Annotated in this window: 16 protein-coding genes; 9 read left to right on the top strand and 7 right to left on the bottom strand. The window is 50.0% G+C overall.

Annotated elements, in window-relative coordinates:
• Window positions 1-27: 27 nt before the first annotated feature.
• The 7 genes from WN56_RS04295 to WN56_RS04265 form a co-directional block, all read right to left on the bottom strand.
• Window positions 28-633 (bottom strand): DJ-1 family glyoxalase III, encoded by a 606-nt coding sequence (locus WN56_RS04295; protein WP_046073762.1) that lies wholly within the window; start codon window positions 631-633, stop codon window positions 28-30.
• A complete protein-coding gene (locus WN56_RS04290) occupies window positions 630-1,520 on the bottom strand; it encodes a 2-dehydropantoate 2-reductase (RefSeq protein ID WP_046073761.1) in 891 nt (296 codons plus the stop codon). Before WN56_RS04290 ends, WN56_RS04295 begins: the two co-directional genes overlap by 4 nt.
• Window positions 1,521-1,608: 88 nt before the next feature.
• Window positions 1,609-2,424: an outer membrane protein OmpK gene (locus tag WN56_RS04285; protein WP_046073870.1), complete on the bottom strand. Its 816-nt coding sequence runs from the start codon at window positions 2,422-2,424 to the stop codon at window positions 1,609-1,611.
• A gap of 221 nt (window positions 2,425-2,645) precedes the next feature.
• Window positions 2,646-4,040, bottom strand: a complete 1,395-nt coding sequence (locus tag WN56_RS04280) for an MFS transporter (RefSeq protein ID WP_046073760.1) — start codon at window positions 4,038-4,040, stop codon at window positions 2,646-2,648.
• Window positions 4,041-4,061: 21 nt separating this feature from the next.
• Window positions 4,062-4,622 (bottom strand): peptidylprolyl isomerase, encoded by a 561-nt coding sequence (locus WN56_RS04275; RefSeq protein ID WP_046073759.1) that lies wholly within the window; start codon window positions 4,620-4,622, stop codon window positions 4,062-4,064.
• Window positions 4,623-4,624: 2 nt separating this feature from the next.
• Window positions 4,625-5,194 (bottom strand): YajG family lipoprotein, encoded by a 570-nt coding sequence (locus WN56_RS04270; protein ID WP_046073758.1) that lies wholly within the window; start codon window positions 5,192-5,194, stop codon window positions 4,625-4,627.
• 19 nt (window positions 5,195-5,213) lie between these two features.
• A complete protein-coding gene (locus tag WN56_RS04265) occupies window positions 5,214-6,356 on the bottom strand; it encodes a methyltransferase (protein ID WP_046073757.1) in 1,143 nt (380 codons plus the stop codon).
• Window positions 6,357-6,531: 175 nt separating this feature from the next.
• On the opposite strand from WN56_RS04265, the gene bolA reads away from it, so the two are divergent.
• The 9 genes from bolA (at window position 6,532) to nqrM (ending at window position 14,545) form a co-directional block, all read left to right on the top strand.
• The gene (gene bolA, locus WN56_RS04260) at window positions 6,532-6,843 is read left to right on the top strand and encodes a transcriptional regulator BolA (RefSeq protein ID WP_046073756.1); all 312 of its coding nucleotides are present in this window, start codon (window positions 6,532-6,534) and stop codon (window positions 6,841-6,843) included.
• Window positions 6,844-7,262: 419 nt separating this feature from the next.
• A complete protein-coding gene (locus WN56_RS16865) occupies window positions 7,263-8,603 on the top strand; it encodes a Na(+)-translocating NADH-quinone reductase subunit A (RefSeq protein WP_046073869.1) in 1,341 nt (446 codons plus the stop codon).
• A gap of 3 nt (window positions 8,604-8,606) precedes the next feature.
• Window positions 8,607-9,848 carry an NADH:ubiquinone reductase (Na(+)-transporting) subunit B gene (locus tag WN56_RS16860; RefSeq protein WP_046073755.1) on the top strand — a complete coding sequence of 414 codons (1,242 nt, stop codon included), beginning with the start codon at window positions 8,607-8,609 and terminating at the stop codon, window positions 9,846-9,848.
• Entirely contained in the window at window positions 9,838-10,641 is an 804-nt protein-coding gene (locus WN56_RS04245; protein ID WP_046073754.1) for a Na(+)-translocating NADH-quinone reductase subunit C, read from the top strand. Before WN56_RS16860 ends, WN56_RS04245 begins: the two co-directional genes overlap by 11 nt.
• Window positions 10,634-11,266: an NADH:ubiquinone reductase (Na(+)-transporting) subunit D gene (locus tag WN56_RS04240; RefSeq protein ID WP_046073753.1), complete on the top strand. Its 633-nt coding sequence runs from the start codon at window positions 10,634-10,636 to the stop codon at window positions 11,264-11,266. Before WN56_RS04245 ends, WN56_RS04240 begins: the two co-directional genes overlap by 8 nt.
• Before the next feature lie 6 nt (window positions 11,267-11,272).
• The gene (gene nqrE, locus WN56_RS04235; RefSeq protein ID WP_046073752.1) at window positions 11,273-11,869 is read left to right on the top strand and encodes an NADH:ubiquinone reductase (Na(+)-transporting) subunit E; all 597 of its coding nucleotides are present in this window, start codon (window positions 11,273-11,275) and stop codon (window positions 11,867-11,869) included.
• Between the two features lie 31 nt (window positions 11,870-11,900).
• Entirely contained in the window at window positions 11,901-13,124 is a 1,224-nt protein-coding gene (nqrF, locus tag WN56_RS04230; RefSeq protein ID WP_046073751.1) for an NADH:ubiquinone reductase (Na(+)-transporting) subunit F, read from the top strand.
• Between the two features lie 84 nt (window positions 13,125-13,208).
• Window positions 13,209-14,225, top strand: coding sequence for an FAD:protein FMN transferase (locus WN56_RS04225; RefSeq protein WP_046073750.1), 1,017 nt, complete (start codon window positions 13,209-13,211; stop codon window positions 14,223-14,225).
• Between the two features lie 98 nt (window positions 14,226-14,323).
• On the top strand, window positions 14,324-14,545 hold the full coding sequence (gene nqrM, locus WN56_RS04220) for a (Na+)-NQR maturation NqrM (RefSeq protein WP_046073749.1): 222 nt from the start codon (window positions 14,324-14,326) through the stop codon (window positions 14,543-14,545).
• Window positions 14,546-14,584: the final 39 nt, after the last annotated feature.

Genomic DNA, 14,584 nt, shown 5'->3' with positions numbered 1-14,584 from the left:
CTGTTTACGTTTGAGCCTTGCATGAGCCTAGCCTTCTGTAAACTTTTTCTCATAATGCAGTTGAGGCAGAGGTATCATCGGCTCCGCGACTTGCCATGCCAAGGCTTTGCCGCCGAGCACGTGAACGATTTCAATCGCGAACTCCATTGCCGAGCCTGGCCCCTGACTGGTAATTAAACGGTGGTCATAATCGGTCATCACGCGGCGGCGGCTTAGCCATTGCTCTGGGATCTGATCGCTAACGCTCGGGTGACAACTCATGTGTGACTGTGGGAATAGCTGGTGGCGTTGTAGCACCAAAGCTGGTGCGGCACAAATGGCTGCCACCCACGCATTGTCGCTCTGTTGTTGTTTAACCATTTCAGTCACAAGGTTGCTATCCCCCAAACACTGCGCGCCTTCAACCCCTCCGGGTAAGATCACACAGTCAAATGGTTGATCGGCCACCATCGCCAACGTGGCGTCGCAAACTAGCTTCACGCCACGCGAGCAGGTTAGCGTCAGCGCGCCATCCGGATCAGCACTGGCGACAGTGACGTTAAAGCCGGCGCGCTTCATGACATCAATGGCGGTCACGGCTTCCATTTCTTCAGTGCCGTTAGCAATACAAATCAGGATGCGTTTGTCACTCATGATGATTCCTTATTCCTTTGTGCTTGTTGCATGGCTTGATAAAGCTGCTGGTGATGTGGGGTTGAGATCTGGTGTGCCTGTGCGCGTTGTAACACATAGCCTGTAATGTATTCCAGCTCTGTGGAACGCTGATAAAACACATCCCGATTCATTGAAGAGTAGTTGTCTGCGGTTGCCTTGGCGACCGTTTCCACGCGTTGACGCACTTCGGTGGCAGAGGCAAGGATCCGCTCTGCTCGCATTACCGTGGCCAACTCTTGGCACAGCGCATCAATGATTGGCTCATAATCAAGCTTGAGCAACTCACCATTTTTTATCCCGTGTAAAGCGGTGAGCGGGTTGATGACGCTATTGACTGCCAGTTTATACCATAGCGATTCAATGATATTGGTTTGCCAGGTTGCTGTCGGCAAGGCATGATCCAACACATCGGCGAAAAACTGGCAGGCTTCACCGGCTTTGTTACCTGCCCCGAGCGCCGTGGGGCCATTGCCCGTATGTTGATACTCGCCTGTTTCAGCACGAAATACACCTTGTGAGGTGGTTGCGAGTAGCAGCGGTTGGCTGGCTGGTAGAGAATCAATGAGCCATTGATGCGGTCCCATGCCGTTATGCATCAACATCACCATGGTCTCCGGCTCAAGATGAGTAAAACACGGGGTTAAGGCTGCTTGCACGTCATAGGCTTTGGTGCATACCAGCCAAAGATCACTGTATCGAAGTACGTCTGGTTGATTGGCGGGCAAGGTAAGGGAGGCGCCGTCCAGGTTGAGCTCTCGCTGATGAGCGCTATCGCGGGTGATAAGATGAACGTGATGACCCGCTTGGCTTAATTTTACCGCCCATAAGGTGCCGATCGCACCAGCGCCTATCAAGGTGATCCGCATGACACTTGCCTATCGATGAAAAGGCCAGTGTATCACAGACAATATAGAGCAGGGAGCAACGCGCCGGCAGGGACCGGCGCTGGATAGATTAGAACTTGTAGGTCGCGCTAAGGTAGTGAGAAATACCCGAGCTTTCAGTTGTACCGGCATCTTCAATTAAGTAGACGTCATTGTACGCTTTTAGGCCGTAACCAAGGGCGTAGTTATCTGAGTGCCAGTACAGGCCGTTAAACATCGCACCGCCATGGGTCGCCTGACTGCTGCCTTTAAAGGTATCGTCGGCACCGAATTGGTAATCGATATAACCTTGGTACGACAGGAAGCTGCCATTGTCGAAAAAGTGGAAAGGTTTAAACCAGTTAGTCGAGAACTGATAGCCATTCCAATCTTTTTTATTGATGTCATACAAGCCATAAAGGTTCATGCCCACTTTGCCAAACCAAGGTAGCTCAACATCGGCACCGATACCCCAGAATGAATTATTTGTGTCTGACTTACCGCCCCCCCAGTTAAACAAGGTCGAGAAGTAGACTTCTTGTACAGGGCCAAACGACAAGTCTTGTCCGGTGATGCCATCAATCGAGAAGCGTGGCGCCAATTTCATGAAGGACTTAGCGGCGTCTTTCTTATTGTTGTTGTCGCTGTCGCTTTCTGCCAAGTCAAAAATATCCACATAACCATAGAGATCGACCACGCCTTTACGGCCGCCAAACTCCATTTCTAGATAGTTGTGGTCTTTATCGGTGTCATCACCAAATTGCGGCTTTTCGTTAATGGCATACATGGCATTAAACTGAAGCCATTTATGATCATTTTTGTAAATGTCATCCGAGTAATCGGCGGCGTTGGCAACGGATACACCGCTGGCGGCGATAACGGCGAGTGCGAGTAGGGATTTTTTCATAGTGACTGCCTCTGCTGGGTCTTGTTGTTGCGCAGTGCGCATTGGACAGAGGCAGTATATTGATTAAGTTCACTATAAAGAATGTAATAAACATAGACACAAAAAAAGGCTGTGATCCGCGGCAAGTTGTAAAGCGTTGCATGACAGTTTTATGTGATCTTTGTTACTAAAACAATCACAGCGTCGCACAAAATTTTGCACTCCACTGTGATATGTCAGGGTTAGTCGCGACGGGAATCTAGGCAGTGTCCAGCACGCTTATCATTTTGTGACGGAGGTTGGCGAAAGTGCCTGCCAATATAGATCAGCATGACCAGTCCCGGGATCACCATTAACGCAGTTATTACGAAAAATGTTGACCAGCTATCGAGCCAGTCGACCATCATGCCACTGAATGACGCGACTGTGGTGCGGCCTAAATTCCCCAAGGACGCGAGCAGCGCATATTGGGTGGCTGAGAACGCGCGACCGGTTAAGAAGGTTAAAAAGGAGACAAACGCAATGGTGGCAAACGCTGAGGTAAAGTTGTCTACCAAAATCGCCCCCAGTAGCAGATGCTCGTTGGGGCCGACCATCGCAATCCACGCGAACATTAAGTTGCTGGATGCCATGGCGACACCGCCAATAAATAGGCCTTTAATCACGCCAAAACGCAGATTAATGTAGCTGCCAATCAGGGTGTAGACCACGGTGAGTCCCCAGCCGACCAGCTTGGAGTAATAGCCAATTTGCTCATTAGTAAAGCCGACATCTTTGTAAAACACAATCGACATACGGCCGAGAAAGGCTTCGCCCAATTTGAATAAAAACACAAACAACAACAGCGTGAGGGCTACATTGATACCGTTGCGACGAAAGAACTCGGCAAAAGGTTCCACGACGGTGACGGCAAACCAAGCTTGGAAGCCACTATAGCCTTGATTGAGGTAATGTTTGGTGGCCTTGTCTTGGCGCTGTTCGCGATCACTGACAGGCTCTTTGACATACAGGGTAGCCAAGATCATTAAGCCGACAAAGCCGGCCATAATCACATAAACTTGGTTCCACCCCATGACATCGGCATTAATAAAACCGATATAGCCAGGCACGGAATAACCTGTCCACCAACCAATGACCGACATGGCCGAGGCGAGCGGAAACTTCTCGGTTTCGTGCTCGGCGAAGTTATCGATACGGAAGGCATCAATGGCGATATCTTGCGTGGCTGATGCGAGGGCGATGGAAAAAATCAATGACGAAAGAACCAGAGTGGTGACCCATGGGTCGATCGCTTGCAGGCCTTGCATGTTAACGCGAGACAAGGCCAAGGTGGCTAAAAGCATCAATGATTGTGTCACCACAATCCAGCTGCGGCGATGGCCGAGCTTCTCATTCAATACCGGGATCTTAAGCCTATCGAGCAGGGGGGCCCACAAAAAGTTGACGGCGTAAAGGACAAACACAGAGCCAAAAAGGCCAATGGCCGTGCGCGATAACCCCTCATCGGCGAGCCAACCATTTAAGTTGGAGCCAATTAATACCCAAGGGAAACCACTGCAGCACCCCATTAAAAAAACAAAGAGCAGGCGACGGTCGGCGTAGGCCGCCAAGGTCGTTTTTAGCTTGGATGACTGCATAGCAAAGGGCCTACATGAATACTAGGGTGACGACACACGGTCGATAGCGGTAATAATAATCGGTTGTTGAGGGACGTCCTGCATCCGTTTGCTGGGGATAGTAACGGTTGGCTGCTCGGTCATGGTCAAGATAGTGTTAAATCCTTCCACCACGCGGCCAAACACGGCATACCCCAGCTTGTTGGGGGGTGCATCTAAAAAGCCATTATCACTGACATTGATGTAAAACTGGCGGGTGGCAGAGTCCGGATCTTGGGTTCTGGCCATCGCGATAGTCGCGCGACGGTTACGCAGGCCATTACGCGACTCATTATCGACTGGCTCATAGGATGGACGGCGATTGAGGTCTTTATCAAATCCGCCTCCTTGTACGACAAAACGTGGGATCACCCGATGAAATTGGGTGCCGATGTAACTGCCATCCTCGACATAGCGTAAAAAGTTGCTGACCGTCTTGGGGGCTTTGTCCTCATTAAGTTGCAAGACAAAGTCTCCTTGGGTTGTTTCAACGGCTACCATCACATTGGCTTGCACTGGCGCAACCGCCAGTGCAAGTACCCATAAAAGTGCGCGTACCTTCATGATTAAAAGTGCGCTTTCATGTGATCAAGCAGTTGCTCATCATTGGCGATGTCTTGTAAGACAGCTTCCAGCAGGTTGTTTAATGCCATTTCGATATCATCAGGCGAGGCGCTGCTAACGCCGCTTTGGGTTGATTTGCCGGTATAACGTTTTACAAAGCGGCCATCGGGCGATTCAGCGACCAGTTGCAGCTGTACGGACGCTTCCATATCGTGCTTAAACACCGTGTGTTTTACACGAACTAACGCGTCGAGAATATCTAAACGTAGCATGCCAGGGCCGTTCGCCACGACGCGGAACCCTTGTGCAGAAAGCTGGCGTGAAAGTGTGTCTTCAAGAACCACGCGCAAGTTTTGGCTGGCATGTAAAGGTTTGACATTGGAGCGACCGCTATCAATCACCGCGACGAACTGAGCCGTCCGTAAGTCCTTACTCTTTACCACCACAGGAAGATTGTTGACCTGTTGCTGATTGGATGACGCTGGAGACGGTGCAATCGTTAGTTGTGGCTCGCGAGGTGTTGAGCAGCCCGCTAGGACTAGCACAGCGGCGGCAATAATCAGTTTCTTCATGGGGTTCAGCATCCTTTTGTTAAAATTGGGCGTTGACTGCCTTGAGAATAACGAATTTTTTATTTGACGCAACGACAGTCACGTTACCAAAAAGACGTTTTAGCTTAGTATGATAGCCAAGATGACGATTGCCAATGACTAAAAGCGTACCATTCGTGGTCAGAACACGTTTTGCGTCACAAAACATTTGCCAAGCAATGTGATCAGTGATGGTTTGTTGCTGGTGAAAGGGTGGGTTACATAACACTAGGTCAATATCTGTGGGTTCAAAACCGGTAAGGCAATCTCGTGCTTCACATTGGAAACGGCGCGCGTCAATACCATGGCTTTCAAGGTTGTGTTTTGCGCTGGCGACGGCCATATGGCTTTCATCGACCGCATAAATGTATGCCTGTGGGTTGGTACGTGCCGCCTGCAGGGCAAGCACACCATTACCACAGCCTAAATCCACTATTTTTCTTTCGTCGCGCGAACTTGGGATTTGCGGAAGCATTAAGTAAGCCGCGATATCCAGCTTTTTGGCGGAAAAAACATTGGGCCAATTAGCCAAGCGCATCGAAAACTCAGGCACATCGACATAGCTAAGTGGCTCGGTTGGCTTTTGAGTCTGGGCGTTAGCGGTAACAAAAATCAAGCGCGCTTTTTTCTTTGCCAACGAGGTGGTGGTTGCCCCAAGCCAGTGCTCAAACTGATTCAGCGTAGAGGTATGGATCTCTTTTGCCTTGGCACCGGCGAGGATGCGTGTGGCCGGTGTCGTCACAGAAGCCAGTTGCTGAAGTTGCCATGCCAACATTTTACTGCTTTTAGGCACCCGCATGAGCACCGCATCAAACCGTTTAGGCAGTGGTTCCGTACTCTTTACCAGCTCAATGTCTGGAAGCTGGTTTTGGCGAAGATTCTCGAGGGTTGCTTGTTGTGACACCACGGAGTCGCTGACGGAGACCACGTCACAACCCAGCGCGCTTGCCCAACAACTCAACGCGCCAAATTGATCATTGAGAATTAAAACCCGATCGCCGGCCTCAAGTTGCCAGGTGCTAGCGTGCTCAATGATATATTCATCTGCCGCATCAAAGGCCTGGAGCGTTTCATTTTTTCGGCGCGGGTAGCGGTGTAGTGTCAGGGGAGATTCGCCGCTTGGGGTTGCAAGTTCTGTTTTCATGGGAGCGTTTGCGTCGGAGGTCACAGACTGCGTATATTGTCGCACTCACACCACAACTGCAATTCAAACTCGGTGCGTATGCCATTAATGATGGCGTGATCAGGCTATTGAATTCGCAATTTTATAGATAACGACTAAGATCTGGGCAACTTGCCCTTAATCGGTTGGGGAAGCCATGAAAATTCAAACGCAAATTACAGAGAAACTGACCCAGGCTTTTGCGCCTGTTCATCTTGATGTCCGCAATGAAAGCTACATGCATAACGTACCTGAAGGGGCAGAGAGCCACTTTAAGGTTGTCGTGGTATCAGATGAGTTTGAAGGTAAGCGTTTAATACAGCGTCATCGTGCTATCAATACCACTTTGGCGGACGAGCTCGCTGATGATATTCATGCATTGGCCATTCACACTTACACCCCAGAAGAGTGGCAAGAGCAAGCACATGCGCCAGACTCACCCGCATGTCGCGGTGGTGGTTTGAAATAAGAGTTAGCCAATGTGCTTAGGCGTGTTGATTCTTCACGTTATGGCAACAAATTCTTACATAAAGTCGTCGTTGGCGTGCCTATCAATGCGTCGCTTGGCACACAACGCCAAGGGCTTGAGGTTGGGTATCCTAACCTTAAAGCGAGCAAAAAAACAACAGTAAAACTGTGAGCTTACAACGAGCATTGTTTGTACAGGTATGCATAATTGCCACGCCCTGGTGACAATACCCATAGAATCAATACTGGGGTTAGTGATAGAATGCCGTGCTTAAAGACTAACCTAGGCTACCTTTGTGTAACGTCATGGTTAGCAGGATGTTGCGACGGTGCGCCCTCAGGCCACCATACAGTCGAAAGTCGTGTCTTTAACTGCGCAATAACAGAATTCTTTTTCCCGTTAATGTAGTGCAAGTGCGTATGATTACAATAAAAAAGGGTTTGGATATCCCCATTGCTGGGACTCCTGCTCAGGTGATAAATGATGGCCCAGCCGTCAAGAAAGTCGCCTTGCTTGGCGAAGAGTACGTTGGAATGCGCCCCACTATGCATGTGCGAGTGGGTGATGTGGTGAAAAAAGGCCAGGGCCTTTTCGAAGATAAGAAAAATCCTGGTGTTATATTTACTGCTCCCGCAGCCGGTAAAGTGGTTGAAGTCAACCGCGGTGCCAAACGTGTTCTTCAGTCTGTCGTCATTGAAGTCGATGGCAACGAGCAAGTGACATTCAACAAGTACGAAGCCTCGCAATTGGCCTCCATTGAGCGTCAAGCGGTGGTTGATCAATTGGTTGAGTCGGGTATGTGGACCGCGCTCCGTACACGTCCGTTCAGCCGTTCACCCGCTATTGATGCGGTGCCGGAAGCCATTTTTGTTAATGCGATGGACACTAATCCGCTCGCCGCGGATCCGAAAGTGATCATTGATGAGCAAAAAGAGGCCTTCATTGCAGGTCTTGATGTACTCTCCCGTTTAACTGACAAAAAAGTGTTTGTCTGTAAGGCGGATGTTGAGTTACCTACCAGTCAGCAACCTAACGTTGAACAACATGTCTTCGCTGGTCCTCACCCAGCAGGCTTAGTGGGCACCCATATCCACCACTTGCGCTCAGCAAGCATGGAGAAAAAGGTGTGGCATCTTAATTACCAAGATGTGATAGCGTTCGGCCACTTGTTCCTTACCGGTGAAATCAATACCGACCGAGTGGTCTCTTTGGCCGGTCCGATGGTTAACAAACCACGCTTGGTGCGCACGCAGTTAGGCGCGAACCTTGATGAGCTGACTGAAGGCGAGCTAATGGCGGGTGAAAGCCGTGTTATCTCTGGCTCTGTGCTGTCGGGGACAAAAGCGTCTGGCCCACATGCTTATTTGGGTCGCTTCCACTTGCAAGTCTCTGTATTGCGCGAAGGCAATGAGAAAGAGCTGTTTGGTTGGTTGTCGCCAGGTAAAAACCGTTTCTCAGTGACGCGTGCTTACCTTGGTCACCTATTCAAAGGCCAACTTTTCAATTTGACCACCTCGACCAATGGCAGTGATCGTTCCATGGTACCAATCGGTAATTATGAGCGAGTAATGCCACTAGATATCGAGCCAACAATGCTGCTGCGTGATATCTGTGCTGGCGATACAGATAGCATGCAACAGCTGGGCGCGCTGGAGTTAGATCCTGAGGATTTGGCCCTTTGTACCTTTGTCTGTCCAGGCAAGTACGAATACGGACCAATGCTCCGCGAAAGCCTAGAAAAGATTGAGAAGGAAGGGTAACTGATGAGCCTTAAAAATTTTCTAGAGCAAATCGAGCCACACTTTGAGCCAGGTGGCAAACATGAAAAATGGTTTGCCCTGTACGAAGCGGTTGCCACCATTTTGTACACCCCGGGTATGGTGACTAAAGCCGGCGCGCACGTGCGTGACAGCATCGATTTGAAACGCATCATGATCATGGTGTGGTTTGCGGTGTTCCCCGCGATGTTCTGGGGCATGTATAACACAGGTAACCAAGCCATCATGGGATTGATGGACTTGTATTCTGGTGATCAACTGGCACAGGTGATCAGTGGTAACTGGCATTATTGGCTCACCGAGTCGATTGCGGGGCCGCTAACCGCCGCGGGGTGGGGAACCAAAACCATTCTAGGCGCCACCTACTTCCTGCCTATTTATGCCACCGTATTTATTGTAGGTGGTTTTTGGGAAGTCCTGTTCTGCATCGTGCGTAAGCATGAAGTCAACGAAGGTTTCTTCGTTACCTCGATTCTCTTTGCGCTGATCGTGCCGCCAACCTTGCCATTGTGGCAGGCTGCACTGGGTATTACCTTTGGTGTGGTGGTTGCAAAAGAAATCTTCGGGGGAACTGGGCGTAACTTCTTGAACCCGGCGCTTGCCGGACGAGCGTTCTTGTTCTTTGCTTATCCCGCGCAGATCTCTGGCGATTTGGTGTGGACAGCTGCAGACGGCTACTCAGGCGCAACGGCACTGAGCCAATGGTATTCAGGTGGTGAAGAAGCACTGCAACACAATGTCACTGGACAAACGATGTCTTGGATGGATGCCTTTATCGGTAATATCCCAGGCTCTATCGGTGAAGTGTCAACCTTGGCTATCTTGATTGGTGGTGCGGCCTTGGTATATATGCGCATTGCCTCATGGCGCATCATCTTAGGTACCTTCTTGGGTATGGCCGTTGCGGCAACCCTGTTTAACCTGATTGGTTCCGACACTAACCCGATGTTTAGCATGCCTTTTTACTGGCACTTGGTACTTGGTGGCTTTGCATTCGGCATGATGTTTATGGCAACGGATCCCGTTTCAGCCGCGTTTACTAACAAAGCGAAGTGGTGGTACGGCGCATTGATCGGTGCCATGGCTGTGATCATTCGCGTGGTCAACCCAGCATACCCTGAAGGCATGATGCTGGCGATCCTGTTCGCTAACCTGTTTGCACCCTTGTTCGATAACTTGGTGATTCAGGGCAACATCAAACGGAGACTGGCTCGTAATGGCAAGTAGTAACGATAGTATTAAGAAAACGCTGATCGTTGTTATCGCGTTGAGCTTGGTGTGCTCAATCGTGGTGTCCGGTGCAGCGGTAGCGCTACGTCCTTTGCAGCAGATGAACGCAAAGCTAGACGTACAAAAGAACATTCTTTCGGTCGCCGGCATTGATGTGTCGGGCGGTAAGAGTGCGATCAACGATGCGTACAACAAGTACATTGAGCCGCGCCTAGTTAGCCTAGAAAAAGGCGACTTTGTTAGCGCTGATGCGGTGAATGTTGAGGAAGTCGCTGACTATGATCAGCGTGAAGCCGCCAAAGACCCTGAATTGTCAAGAAAACTGAGTGGTGAGGAAAACATTGCGGGTTTTGGCCGTCGTGCTGATATTGCAAAGATCTACTTAGTGAAAAACGACGCAGGTGATTTGCAACGTCTCATCTTGCCAGTTAAAGGCTCGGGTCTTTGGAGCATGATGTATGCGTTTGTTGCGGTCGAGCCCGATGGCAATACGGTGGCAGACATCGTCTATTACGAGCAAGGTGAAACGCCGGGCTTGGGTGGCGAAGTTGAAAACCCGAAATGGCGCGCGAAGTGGGATGGCAAAAAGCTGTTTAACGACCAAGGCGAGCCTGCTATCAAGGTGGTTAAAGGCGGTGCACCGAGTGATAGTGAACACGGTATTGATGCGCTATCGGGTGCAACCCTGACCAGTAACGGTGTGGAGAAACAATTTGATTTCTGGCTAGGTGATTTGGGCTTTGGTCCATTCCTAGCAAAAGTTCGTGAGGGAGGCCTGACCAATGGCTGAAGCGAAAGAACTGAAGAAAAATCTGCTATCGCCGGTGTTAGACAATAACCCGATTGCCCTTCAGGTTCTCGGTGTATGTTCGGCACTGGCGGTGACGACGCAGATGCAAACGGCGTTTGTTATGACTTTGGCGGTGATGTTCGTGACTGCCATGTCTAACTTGTTCGTATCGCTGATCCGCAACCACATTCCTAACAGTGTACGTATCATTGTACAAATGGCGATCATCGCGTCATTGGTTATCGTGGTTGACCAGACACTCAAAGCCTTTGTCTACGATATTTCTAAGCAGCTATCGGTATTTGTTGGCCTTATCATTACCAACTGTATCGTGATGGGCCGCGCGGAAGCGTATGCGATGAAATCGTCGCCGCTGCCGTCATTTATCGATGGTTTGGGTAACGCACTAGGTTATGGTTTCGTTCTGATGACGGTTGCCTTCTTCCGCGAGCTTCTGGGCTCAGGCTCTGTCTTTGGCGTGTCTATCCTGCCTGTAGTCAGTGAAGGGGGTTGGTATCAGCCAAACGGCATGATGCTATTGGCCCCATCTGCATTCTTCCTAATCGGCTTTTTGATTTGGATTGTGCGTACCTTCAAACCAGAACAAGTTGAAGCGAAGGAGTAACAGCACATGGAACATTATTTGAGCCTGCTGGTGCGCTCAATCTTTATTGAGAACATGGCGCTGGCATTCTTCCTCGGCATGTGTACGTTCTTGGCGGTATCTAAGAAAGTCAAAACAGCGTTTGGCCTTGGTGTCGCCGTGGTGGTGGTATTGACTATCGCAGTACCGGTTAACAATTTGGTCTACAACCTGATCCTGCGTGAAGACGCGTTGGTGAAGGGGATCGATCTAAGCTTTCTAAACTTTGTGACCTTTATCGGTGTTATCGCCGCATTGGTCCAGATCTTGGAAATGGTATTAGACCGCTTCTTCCCGCCACTTTACAACGCGTTAGGTATCTTCCTGCCGTTGATCACGGTGAACTGCGCCATCTTTGGTGGCGTATCATTCATGGTGCAGCGTGATTACAACTTCGCAGAGTCAGTCGTATATGGCTTCGGCTCTGGGGTGGGCTGGATGTTAGCCATCGTCGCCCTTGCGGGTATCCGTGAGAAAATGAAGTATTCAGACGTGCCGCCAGCACTGCGGGGATTGGGGATCACCTTTATCTCTGTTGGCCTGATGGCATTGGGCTTTATGTCTTTCTCTGGTGTGCAACTGTAAGCCGGGTAAACTGCGAGAAAAGGAATAGTCAATGGACATTATTCTTGGTGTAGTGATGTTTACTCTGATTGTGCTGGCATTGGTATTGGTGATCTTGTTCGCCAAATCCAAGCTGGTACCAACCGGAGACGTCACAATTGATATCAATGACGATCCTGAAAAAGCGATCGTTACTCAGCCAGGCGGTAAACTGCTTGGCGCACTGGCCGGTGCTGGTGTGTTTGTATCGTCTGCCTGTGGTGGCGGTGGTTCATGTGGTCAGTGCCGCGTGAAGATCAAAGAAGGTGGTGGTGATATTCTGCCGACCGAGCTTGACCACATCACCAAAGGTGAAGCACGTGAAGGTGAGCGTCTTTCATGTCAGGTTGCCGTCAAGCAAGACATGAAAATCGAGCTTCCCGAAGAAATCTTTGGGGTGAAAAAATGGGAATGTGAAGTTATCTCCAACGATAACAAAGCGACCTTTATCAAAGAGCTCAAACTGCGTATCCCTGATGGCGAGTCGGTACCCTTCCGAGCTGGCGGTTATATTCAAATTGAAGCGCCACCGCACCACATCAAATACTCAGACTTTGATATTCCAGAGGAATATCTTGAAGACTGGGAGAAGTTTAATCTTTTCCGCTATGAGTCGAAGGTGGATGAAGAGATCATCCGTGCGTACTCGATGGCAAACTACCCAGAAGAGGAAGGCATTATCATGCTGAACGTGCGTGTGGCAACGCCACCACCACGTAATCCTGATGTGCCACCAGGTCAGATGTCGTCCTATATTTGGTCACTCAAGCCAGGTGACAAGTGTACAATCTCTGGGCCATTCGGTGAGTTCTTTGCTAAAGACACCGATGCGGAGATGGTATTTGTGGGTGGTGGTGCCGGTATGGCGCCAATGCGCTCACACATCTTTGACCAGCTTAAGCGTCTGAACACCGATCGTAAGATCACCTTCTGGTATGGTGCGCGCTCTAAGCGAGAAATGTTCTATGTCGAAGACTTCGATATGCTCCAAGAGCAAAACGATAACTTCGAGTGGTATTGTGCGCTATCGGATCCGCTTCCAGAAGATAACTGGGAAGGGGACACGGGCTTTATTCACAATGTCCTTTATGAAAACTACTTGAAAGATCATGAAGCGCCAGAAGATTGTGAATATTACATGTGTGGGCCGCCGATGATGAACGCCGCCGTGATTGGTTTGCTTAAAGACCTGGGTGTCGAAGACGAAAACATTCTTCTGGATGATTTCGGCGGGTAAACACCGACAGTCTGTCTTACCTCTTAATGGCTGGCCTATGGGTCAGCCATTTTACGTATGAAACTGATGTCGAAGGACACCACTATGAAGACGTTATGGTTACGCTGTGCATGGGTATTTGCGCTAGCTGTCGGATTGCTCGGTTGCGACCGTGCTCCTGAGCTGGTGCATCTGACCGGTGAGACCATGGGAACATACTACTCGGTGAAATATATCGCCACCGACAACGCGCCATCACAGGATGTGATTCAAGCTGAAATTGATAAGCGCTTGGAACGTGTCAACGATCAGATGTCGACGTATCGTACCGATTCTGAACTCAGCCAGTTCAATCAGCGGAAAGCGGATACACCAATGGACGTATCGCCAGCAACCGCGACCGTGGTGAAAGAAGCGATTCGGCTGAATGAGTTCACTCAAGGGGCGCTCGATGTCACTGTAGGCCCGTTGGTGAACTTATGGAGCTTTGGCCCCGAGAAACGCCCAGAGAATATTCCGAGCGACAAAGACATCGCCTCACGCATGGAAAGGATTGGGTTGGAGCATTTACAGGTTGAAGGCAACACCCTCACCAAAACCCATCCTGATCTGTATGTCGATTTGTCGACGATTGCCAAAGGGTATGGGGTAGATGTGGTCGCCAATTATCTCGCCACGCTTGGTCTCGATAATTATTTGGTTGAGATTGGCGGTGAGTTACAATTAAAGGGTGTCAACCAAGATCAAAACCCGTGGCGGATTGCCATCGAAAAACCCAGTGCTGGCGCGCAATCTGTGCAAGAGATCATTCAGCCCGGTGATATGGCCGTCGCTACGTCTGGCGATTACCGTAACTATTTTGAGCAAGATGGTGTACGTTATTCGCACATTATCGACCCCAAAACAGGACGACCCATTAATCATCACCTCGTGTCCGTCACTGTGCTTGATCCGTCTTGCATGACCGCCGATGGTTTAGCGACGGGCTTTATGGTGTTGGGGCCGGAAAAGGCCATGGCGCTGGCCAACCAAGCGGATATTCCCGCGTTTATGGTGGTCAAAACCGATGACGGGTTTACAGAAATGGCGTCAGAGGCCTTTAAACCATACCTAAACCGTTAGTGCGTCACGCGCACTGGCGGCTATTACACGCATTAGGCGTGGAACTAGCGTTCAGCGTTATGTTGCTGAGCGTGACGACTAAAAGTAGGTGAGCAATTATGTCAGTTTTTCTTATCACCTTTGCTGTCTTTGTACTCGTCATTGCCGGCATGGCAATTGGTTACATCGTGCAGCAGAAAACGATCAGTGGTAGCTGTGGTGGCTTAGGGGCCGTCGGTATCGAGAAAGAGTGCGACTGCCCAGAGCCATGTGATGCGCGGAAAAAGCGAGAAGATCGCGCGGAAAAAACGCGTGAATGGAAGAAAAACCAAATCATCTAAAGAGAATGCCCACCGTGGTGACCGCCACGGTTGGGCTGT

The organism is Salinivibrio sp. KP-1, assembly GCF_000968645.1.
In the GTDB taxonomy this organism is placed as follows: Bacteria; Pseudomonadota; Gammaproteobacteria; order Enterobacterales; family Vibrionaceae; genus Salinivibrio; species Salinivibrio siamensis.
The sequence above is the reverse complement of the archived record's forward strand: the minus strand, read 5'-3'. Positions and strand labels throughout refer to the sequence as shown.